A 6,798-nucleotide genomic window follows, 5' to 3' on the forward strand; every position below is an offset into this window, starting at 1 on the left:
GGTCCATGGTGCAGGCCGGACGGGCGGGACGGGGCGGCCGGGACGGCGGCCCGGTTTCCGCTCGCGGGCACGGAGACGAGCAGTTCACCGTGCAGGGCACGGAGTTCGGGGCCCGGGTCCGCGCCGAGCCGGTCGGCCAGGGTCGTGCGTATCTCCTCGTAGACCGCCAGCGCCTCGGCCGGGCGGCCGACGTCCCTCAGCGCCCTGATCCGCAGGGCGCGAAGGCGCTCGTCCAGGGGGAACTCGTCGCACAGCGCGGTCAGTTCGGGCAGCACCTCATCCGCTCTGCCCAGGGCGAGCGCGGCGGCCAGGCCGGTGCGGCGCGCCTCCTCGCGGCGGGTCTCCCAGCGCGTCGCCTCGCTCGCGCGGTCGGGCAGGTCCGCGAGGGCGGGGCCCTGCCACAGGGCCAGGGCGTCCGCGAGCAGCGCGCTCGCCTTCACCGGGTCGCCCGAGGCGAGGGCCCGGGTGCCCTCGGCCGCCAGCCGCGTGAACCGGTGCGCGTCGACGTCGTCCTCGGCCGCGCACAGCCGGTAGCCGCCGTCCGTGGACGCGACCGCCTTGTGCCCGAGCGTCCTGCGCAGCCGCCCGATCAGGGCCTGGAGCGCGGCGACGCCGTCGGCGGGCGGGTCGCCGTCCCAGACCTCGCCGACGAGGACGCCGACCGGGACCGTACGGCCGGGGCGCAGGGCGAGCGCCGTGAGCAGGGCACGCAGGCGTGCGCCTCCGACGGCGACGGGCGTCCCGTCGTCGTGGAACGCGTGGGTGGTGCCGAGGACTCGGTAGCGCATGGCGTCATTGTCCCCCAGCCGCGCTCCGGTGCCCGCGGAATACGCGGGCGGCGCCCCCGGCCACCGTCCCGGCCCGTCCCCGCGGCCCCCGGTCACCGCTGGAGCGCGCCGCCCGTGGCCCCCCGGTCACGGCTGGAGCGCGCCGCGCCGGGTCGCCGCCCAGACGATCAGGGCCGCCAGCGAGAGGGCACCGCCGGTGACGCTCACGGCGGGCCAGCCGCCCGCGTCCCACACCGTGGTCGCGACGACGGAGCCGATCGCGCCGCCGATGAAGTTGCCCGCGATGTACGCCGTGTTCAGGCGGCTGCGCGCCTCGGCGGAGATCTGGAAGACGCGGGACTGCGCCAGGATGTTCTGACCCTGGATGCCGATGTCCAGCGTGATGATGCCGATCACCAGGACCACCAGGACGTGCCCGCCGAAGCCGACGACGACCCAGGACACCAGGATCAGCGCCCAGGCGAGGCCCACGCCGGCGACGGAGCTGCCCCGGTCGTGCAGCCGGCCCGCTCCCTGCGCGGCGAGCGCGCCGATGAGCCCCGCGACGCCGAAGAAGCCGATGGCCGCGGTCGGGTAGTTGTAGGGCGGGCCGGACAGCAGGAACGTCAGGGACGTCCACAGCATCGTGAACACCCCGAACCCGAAGATCCCGAAGACCATGCTGATCCGCAGCTTCGGCTCCGTCGCGACCAGCGAGAACACGGACTTCAGGAGGGCGCGGTAGGAGAGCGTGGTCGAGCGGGGCGGCAGCTTCGGTATGGACCGGTACAGCAGGGCGGCCAGTACGACGGCGACGACCGCGGCGACCAGGAACACCACCCGCCAGCCGAACGCCGAGGCCACGAGCCCCGCGAAGATCCGGGCGATCAGGATGCCCGTGAGGATGCCGCTCACGACGATGCCGACGACCTTGCCGCGCGAGGCGTCGTCGGCGAGGTCGCCCGCGAGCGGGGTGAGTATCTGCCCGGCGACGGTCGTGACCCCGACCGCGATCAGCGCGCCCGCCAGCGTCGCGATGTCCGGCGCCACCGCGCACGCGCCCAGGGCGAGCGCGGAGAGCACCATCATCACCGGGATGAGCACGCGGCGCTGGCGCAGGTCGCCGAGGGGCACGATGAACAGGATGCCGAGCGCGTAGCCCACCTGCGTCGCGGTCACCAGCAGGCCGACCGTCCCGTCGCCCGCGCCGAAGTCGCCGCCGATCACGTCGAGCAGCGGCTGCGCGTAGTAGAGGCTGCCGACCGCCGCGCCCGCGGCGACCGCGAACAGCACCAGGAGCGGGCGGGTCATGAGCGAGCGGGACGGTGTGGTCGCCGCCCCGTCAGCGGCCGGGTACGGCGCCGGGCCCCCGCCCTCTCCCCGTACCGCACCGTCCCCGCCGCGCGCGGCCTCTCCGGCCGCGGTACCGTCTTCGGCCGCCGCCGTCGCGGTGTCCTCCCGTGTGCCGCACCCGCCGTCGCCCGATGCCCTGCGTTCGTTTGGCTCCACCATCCGCCGCCCTCCCTGCGCCCTGCGCTGTGTGCTGTGCCGTGCGCGCGGTGCGCCCGTCGCGAACCGGATCTCCGGGTCGAGTCTAGAATTCCGCGGTGAACGCGATCCTCCCCACCTCGGAAACCCTGCGCGGCGCGCTCGCCGGCCTGCTGGACGGGCTGCCGCCCGCGCGGGCGGCGGCCGCCGTCGACCGGCTGATCGCCACGTACCGGGGCACCACCCCCACCCACGCCCCGGTGCTGCGTGACGCGTCCGACGCCGCCGCGTACGCCGCGTACCGGATGCCGGCCACCTTCGAGGCCCTGCGGGCCGCCCTCGGCGCGCTCGCGGACGCGGCGCCCGGCTGGGCTCCACGCAGCCACCTGGACGTCGGCGGCGGCACCGGCGCCGCGCTCTGGGCGGCGGGCGCGACCTGGCCGGGCGGGCGCGCCACCACCGTCCTGGACTGGGCCGAGCCGGCGCTCGCGGTCGGCCGGGACCTGGCGGCGGGCGTGCCGGGACTGGCGGGCGCGGAGTGGCGGCGGGGCCGTATCGGCGCCACGGCCGGGGAGCTGCCGCCGTGCGACCTGCTGACCGTCGGCTATGTCCTCAAGGAGCTGACGGAGGACGACCGCCGGGCGCTGGTGGCGGGCGCGGCACGGTCCGCGCGGGCGGTGGTGGTCGTGGAGCCGGGCACCCCCGACGGGTACGAGCGGGTCATCGGCGCCCGCGAGCTGCTGATCGCGGCGGGCTTCACGGTGGCGGCGCCCTGCCCGCACGACGGCGCGTGCCCGATCGAGCGCGGCACGGACTGGTGCCACTTCGCGGCCCGGGTCGGCAGGTCCTCGCTGCACCGGCAGGTCAAGGGCGGGTCCCTGCCGTACGAGGACGAGAAGTTTAGCTATGTGGCGGCGGTGCGTCCGGGCGGGGCGCTCGCTCCGGCGGCGGCGCGGGTCGTCCGCAGGCCGCAGCTCAGGAAGGGCCAGGTGCTGCTGGATCTGTGCACCGCGGTGGACGGGCTGCGGCGCGAGACGGTGACGAAGCGCCGCGGCGCCCTGTACCGGGCGGCGCGCGACACGGACTGGGGCGACGCGTGGCCGCCGCCCCAAGACACGTCGGGCGCCTCAGACACGCCGGACACCTCGGGGGCGCCGGGCCCCGGGGGCGGCTCAGCCGCGTAGCTCCTGCGTGCAGCACTTCACACTGCCGCCGCCCTTCAGCAGCTCCGACAGGTCGAGGCCGACCGGCTCGAACCCGCGTGCGCGCAGCGGCGCGAACAGTCCGGCCGCGGCGCTCGGCAGCAGGACGTGCAGGCCGTCGCTGACGGCGTTGAGCCCGAGGGCCGCCGCGTCGTCCCCGGCCGCGATCAGGGCGTCGGGGAAGAGGCGGGCGAGGACGGAGCGGCTGCCGGGCGAGAACGCCTCCGGGTAGTACATGATCTCGTCGGCCGCGTCGTCCAGTACGCACAGCGCGGTGTCGAGGTGGTAGTAGCGCGGGTCCACCAGGTCCAGGCCGATGACGGGCCTGCCGAAGAACTCCTGCGCCTCGTCGTGCGCGAGCGGCGAGCTGCGGAAGCCGCGACCCGCCAGGATGTACGAGGCCGTGACGGCGAAGTCGCCCTCGCCCTCGTTGACATGGGCGGGCTCCTGGACGTCGGCGTAGCCCTGCGCCCGGAACCAGGTGAGGTGCGCCCCGGCCTCCGCCGTACGCTCCTGGTGCGCGAAGCGCGCGCCGAGGACGCGGCCGTCGACGACGGTGGCGCCGTTCGCCGCGAACACCATGTCGGGCAGGTCCGGGCGCGGATCGAGGAGCGAGACGGTGTGCCCGAGGGCGGTGTACCGGTCGCGCAGGTCCTCCCACTGCGCGACGGCCAGCGGCACGTCCACCGGCTTCGCCGGGTCCATCCAGGGGTTGATGGAGTACGTGACCCGGAAGTGTGCGGGCGGACACATCAGATAGCGGCGTGGCGAGGCGTCTCGGGACACAGCGGTCTCCTCACGGAGGGTGATGGCACACGCGTCGTGCGTCACCGCCATCGTGCGCCGCGACCGGTTCTCGCGCTGCCTTCCGTTCGGGTGGTTCCGCTCCGTCGCCACGGCCCGGCGGCTCAGACGCCGGGCCGGGCCACGGCCTGCGTCAGGAGCCCGTCGCGCCGGTCACGCCCTCCAGGCGGCTGAGGATCGTGACCTTGCCGGTCGGGGGCACCTGCGCGGCCTGGGCCGAGACCCACTCCTTCGTCAGCTTCGTGCGCACGGTGCCGCGCACGAGCGGTGCCACGTCCTTCGGGACCTGCGGGCGGTAGCCGGCGGCCGTGGTCTGGCGCTGGTAGTAGCGCGTCGCGAAGAAGACGAACGCGCCGCCGTCCTTCGTGGCGAGCGCCAGCGGCGCGAAGTCGCCGTCCTTCAGGGGCTGGTCGATGTACTGCATGGTGCTGGCCGACTGCTTGGCCGTCTTGGCGCGGCTCGCCCGCCACTGGTCGGTGTGCGGCCCCGGCGCGAAGTCGCCGGGCCTGCCGCTCTGGAGGTACGCGGCGTAGTCGGCGCTGAGTTCGCCCGGGGCCACCGCGAGGCCCCCGGCCTTGTCCGCGACCGGCACCGCGTAGCCGCCGGAACCCGTCGTGAACCGCGGTATCGCGGAGGCCTTCATGCTGGTGAGGTACGCGGCCTTCCAGTCGGCGTCGGGGCTGTCGCGGACGAACGCCATGAGCCACCGCACGGCGTCGGGGCCGTCGCTCCGCGCTCCCGCCGGGGTCGCCTCGGCCACGAACCAGCGGGGCCAGCCGGCCTTCTTCGGGATCGTGAACCGGGCGTCGTTCAGGACGAGATCGCGGTGCTGCGGGTTCCCGCCCGGGCTGGTCGCCGCGTTGGACCGCAGCCCCGCCTGGTTGATCGCGCCGAGCGCGCCGCTGACCCGTCCCTGGTCCAGGGCCGGGTCGTACGACTTGTCGGCGGCGTTGTACGCGTCGACGAAGCCGGTCAGGGCCTTCGCGGCCTCGCTCCGCTTCACCGACGGGACGACCGCCAGTTCCCCGTGCACCGTCACGCAACCGCTCGCCGCCAGTGACAGCACCGTCGTGGCCGTCATCGCGAGCCACGCCGTTCGAATCGGCCTTCTCATCGGTCGTCTTCTGCTTCCCGGACCTCGTGGACCCAACCCGTCCGAAGAACCCTACCGGCAGCGGCGACAGGCTGAGGTCCGGGACCGGATGGACGAGCCGCGCCGCGGCCCGCGAACAGGGCCGGACCGGGCCGGAAGTCGCACACGGCGCCCGTCAGGAGTCGGTCAGGCAATCCCGAAGGGGCAACGCGCCGCGCGGGGATGCTTGAATGCCCGCGTGACAGAGACACGGCAGCGGGCCGAGCCCCCGGCGCCCCTTCCGCCCCTCGACGTGCTCCGGGTGTTCTGCGCCGCCGACGGGCGGCACGGCAACACACTCGGGGTCGTACGGGAGGGCAGGCAGTGCCGCGACCGGGCGGCGCGCCAGGCCCTCGCGGACCGGCTCGGCCACAGCGAGACGGTCTTCGTGGACGACCCGGAGCGCGGCGTGGTGGACATCTACGCGCCGGGCGTGCGGCTCCCGTTCGCCGGGCACCCGCTGGTCGGCGCCGCCTGGCTGCTCGACGTGGAGTCGCTCCAGGCCGAGGCGGGCGAGGTGTGGGTGCGCCAGGACGGCGAGTTCACGTGGATCTCGGCGCGGCCCGAGTGGGTTCCGCCGCGCACGCTCCAGCGGTTCGGCTCGCCGGCCGAGGTCGACGCGCTGCCCGCGCCGCCGCCCGGGGAGGGCTGGCTGTACGCGTGGGCGTGGGAGGACGAGGCGGCGGGCCGCGTCAGGGCGCGCGCCTTCCCGCGCCGCGACGAGGTGATCATCGAGGACGAGGCCACGGGCGCGGCGGCGCTGCTGCTCACGGCCCACCTCGGCCGGGCCCTCAACATCACCCAGGGCCGCGGGTCGCAACTGCTGACGGCGCCGGCGCCGAACGGCGAGATAGAGCTGGGCGGCCGGGTGCGGTTCGCCTCGTAAGAGCGGGCGCGGTTCGCCGCGTGAGGCGGGCGCGGTTCGCCGCGTGAGGCGGGCGCGGTTCGCCGCGTGAGGCGGGCGCGGTTCGCCGCGTGAGGCGGGCGCGGTTCGCCGCGTGACGACAGCCGCGTTTCGCCGCGTAAGGGCAGGCGGTACGGCTGGGTGTGTCCCCGAGGCGGGCGCGCTCCGCCCGGTCACCGCCGCTCGTGCGGCCGGGCCAACGCGGCGCCGAGCTCGGTGCGTTCGTAGAGGACCTGGTGGCCGTGACGCCGTGAGACGAGGAGCCCTGCGGCGCGCAGCACCGCCAGGTGCGCGGAGACGGACGAGGCCGCGAGGTCCAGCCGGTGTGCCAGCTCCGTGGTGGACGCGGGGGCGTCGAGCCCGGCGAGCAGCCGCGCCCGGTTCGCGCCGAGGAGGCGCACCAGGGCCCCGGCACCGGGCTCTGCTCCGGCGCCGGCCGGCGCGGCGGCCGCGCGCGCGGCCTCGGAGGGCGCGGAGGCGACGACGCCGCTCCAGGCCCGC

At 75.7% G+C, this 6,798-nt stretch carries 7 protein-coding genes; 2 read left to right on the forward strand and 5 right to left on the reverse strand.

All coding sequences use genetic code 11. The annotated features are described in order from the left end of the window. Window positions 1–788, reverse strand: a 788-nt coding sequence (locus LCE31_RS34070; RefSeq protein WP_225021427.1) for an AfsR/SARP family transcriptional regulator, incomplete at its 3' end; no start/stop codon positions are given. A 126-nt stretch (window positions 789–914) separates the two neighbouring features. Beyond that, window positions 915–2,279 (reverse strand): MFS transporter, encoded by a 1,365-nt coding sequence (locus tag LCE31_RS34075; protein WP_225021429.1) that lies wholly within the window; start codon window positions 2,277–2,279, stop codon window positions 915–917. Window positions 2,280–2,374: 95 nt separating this feature from the next. Here LCE31_RS34075 and LCE31_RS34080 point away from each other — a divergent pair, with 95 nt between their 5' ends. Beyond that, window positions 2,375–3,439, forward strand: a complete 1,065-nt coding sequence (locus LCE31_RS34080) for a small ribosomal subunit Rsm22 family protein (RefSeq protein ID WP_225021431.1) — start codon at window positions 2,375–2,377, stop codon at window positions 3,437–3,439. On the opposite strand, the gene ddaH is transcribed toward LCE31_RS34080, so the two are convergent. Then, a complete protein-coding gene (gene ddaH / locus LCE31_RS34085) occupies window positions 3,428–4,294 on the reverse strand; it encodes a dimethylargininase (RefSeq protein ID WP_374118644.1) in 867 nt (288 codons plus the stop codon). The genes LCE31_RS34080 and ddaH overlap by 12 nt on opposite strands. A 100-nt stretch (window positions 4,295–4,394) precedes the next feature. Beyond that, window positions 4,395–5,375 (reverse strand): hypothetical protein, encoded by a 981-nt coding sequence (locus tag LCE31_RS34090; protein ID WP_225021433.1) that lies wholly within the window; start codon window positions 5,373–5,375, stop codon window positions 4,395–4,397. A gap of 217 nt (window positions 5,376–5,592) precedes the next feature. Here LCE31_RS34090 and LCE31_RS34095 point away from each other — a divergent pair, with 217 nt between their 5' ends. Further along, window positions 5,593–6,279, forward strand: a complete 687-nt coding sequence (locus tag LCE31_RS34095; RefSeq protein WP_225021434.1) for a PhzF family phenazine biosynthesis protein — start codon at window positions 5,593–5,595, stop codon at window positions 6,277–6,279. A 191-nt stretch (window positions 6,280–6,470) separates the two neighbouring features. Here LCE31_RS34095 and LCE31_RS34100 read toward each other — a convergent pair. After that, a partial coding sequence (locus tag LCE31_RS34100) for an ArsR/SmtB family transcription factor (protein ID WP_225021435.1) occupies window positions 6,471–6,798 on the reverse strand: 328 nt, incomplete at its 5' end.

Source organism: Streptomyces sp. 8L, assembly GCF_020176795.1.
GTDB lineage: Bacteria > Actinomycetota > Actinomycetes > Streptomycetales > Streptomycetaceae > Streptomyces.

Bases quoted from the DNA above. Each gene is read 5' to 3' on its own strand.
- LCE31_RS34075 (WP_225021429.1), bottom strand. From the start codon at position 2,279: ATGGTGGAGCCAAACGAACGCAGGGCATCGGGCGACGGCGGGTGCGGC.
- ddaH (WP_374118644.1), bottom strand. From the start codon at position 4,294: ATGGCGGTGACGCACGACGCGTGTGCCATCACCCTCCGTGAGGAGACC.
- LCE31_RS34090 (WP_225021433.1), bottom strand. From the start codon at position 5,375: ATGAGAAGGCCGATTCGAACGGCGTGGCTCGCGATGACGGCCACGACG.